The sequence below is a fragment of the Phenylobacterium sp. genome (assembly GCF_030697925.1).
Lineage (GTDB): Bacteria > Pseudomonadota > Alphaproteobacteria > Caulobacterales > Caulobacteraceae > Phenylobacterium.
This window is the reverse complement of the sequence record NZ_JAUYOJ010000177.1, coordinates 1-1,211: the sequence shown is the minus strand read 5'-3', so window position 1 is coordinate 1,211 and position 1,211 is coordinate 1. Positions and strand designations below refer to the sequence as shown.

2 protein-coding genes are annotated in these 1,211 nt (G+C 65.3%); both read left to right on the top strand.

The window, feature by feature from the left end; translation table 11 throughout:
* A partial coding sequence (locus Q8Q88_RS17275) for an AtpZ/AtpI family protein (RefSeq protein ID WP_305676420.1) occupies window positions 1–274 on the top strand: 274 nt, incomplete at its 5' end.
* Between the two features lie 11 nt (window positions 275–285).
* The gene (locus Q8Q88_RS17270) at window positions 286–1,110 is read left to right on the top strand and encodes a F0F1 ATP synthase subunit A (RefSeq protein ID WP_305676419.1); all 825 of its coding nucleotides are present in this window, start codon (window positions 286–288) and stop codon (window positions 1,108–1,110) included.
* The last annotated feature ends 101 nt before the right edge of the window (window positions 1,111–1,211 follow it).

Here is a 1,211-nt window from a genome sequence, read left to right as displayed (position 1 = left end):
GGCCCGCAAGGCCAGCGGCGAAACGCACCGGGCGATGGCGCAGGGTTACCGCTTCATCGGTGAAGTGGTGGGTGGGGTGCTCATGGGCGTCGGCCTCGGCTGGCTGCTCGATCGCTACGCCGGCACGTCCCCCTTTGGGATGGTCGGCGGTTTGCTGATCGGTTCGGGGCTTTCCATTTTCGTGGCGGTGCGAACCGCGACGCGGAATACCAAAGACGCGATGGCGAAGGCCGGGCCGCCGCCCGTCGTCGCCGACGACGAAGACGAGGATTGAGGACCGTACTGGTGGAACAGCCTGCCATTGAACCGATGCACCAGTTCCTGGTCCAAAAGATCGTCCAGGGACCCGTGTTCAACATCGGCGGCCTGACCTTCGACATGTCGATCACCAATTCGGTGGCCAGCATGATCGCCGGCGCGGTGATCCTCATGGCCTTCTTCGCCATGACGGCGCGCGGCCAGCTGGTGCCGAACCGGGGCCAGGCCCTGGCCGAGGCGCTCTACAACATCGTCGACCGCGTGCTGGTCACGCCGATCATCGGCCACGGCGGCCGCCCCTACATCCCGTACCTGTTCACCCTGTTCTCGGTCATCCTGGTCCTGAACCTGATGGGCGTGCTGCTGGCGATCGGCAACCTCGGCGGCCTGACGCTCACCTTCACCGTCACCTCGCAGCTCGCGGTCACCGCGACGCTCGCCGTCCTGACCTTCTTCAGCGTCTTCTTCCTGGGCTTCATCAAGCACGGCCCGAAGTTCCTGGGCCTGTTCTGGGCGCCCGGCATGGGCTTCTTCGGCTCGCTGGCCATGATGCCCATCGAGATGATCTCCTACTTCGTGCGCCCGGTGACCCTGGCCATGCGACTGTTCGGCAACATGCTGGGCGGCCACGTCGTGATGAGCCTGTTCGGCTCCTTCGTGGTGGCGCTCGGCCTCGTCGCCCTGTCCGGCGGCCTCGCCGCCCTGGCCATCGTCCCCAGCGTCCTGTCGTTCGCCATGATCGTCGGCCTGACCGGCCTCGAGCTGGTGGTCGCCGTTCTCCAGGCCTTCGTGTTCACCGCGCTGGCCACCGTCTATCTCAACGAGGTCGTGAACTTCGGTCACGGCCACTAACCCAAGCTACTTCTCAAGAGGACTATTCAAATGGAAGCTGAAGCCGCGAAGCTTATCGGCGCTGGCCTCGCCACCTCGGGCATGATCGGGGCCGGTATCGG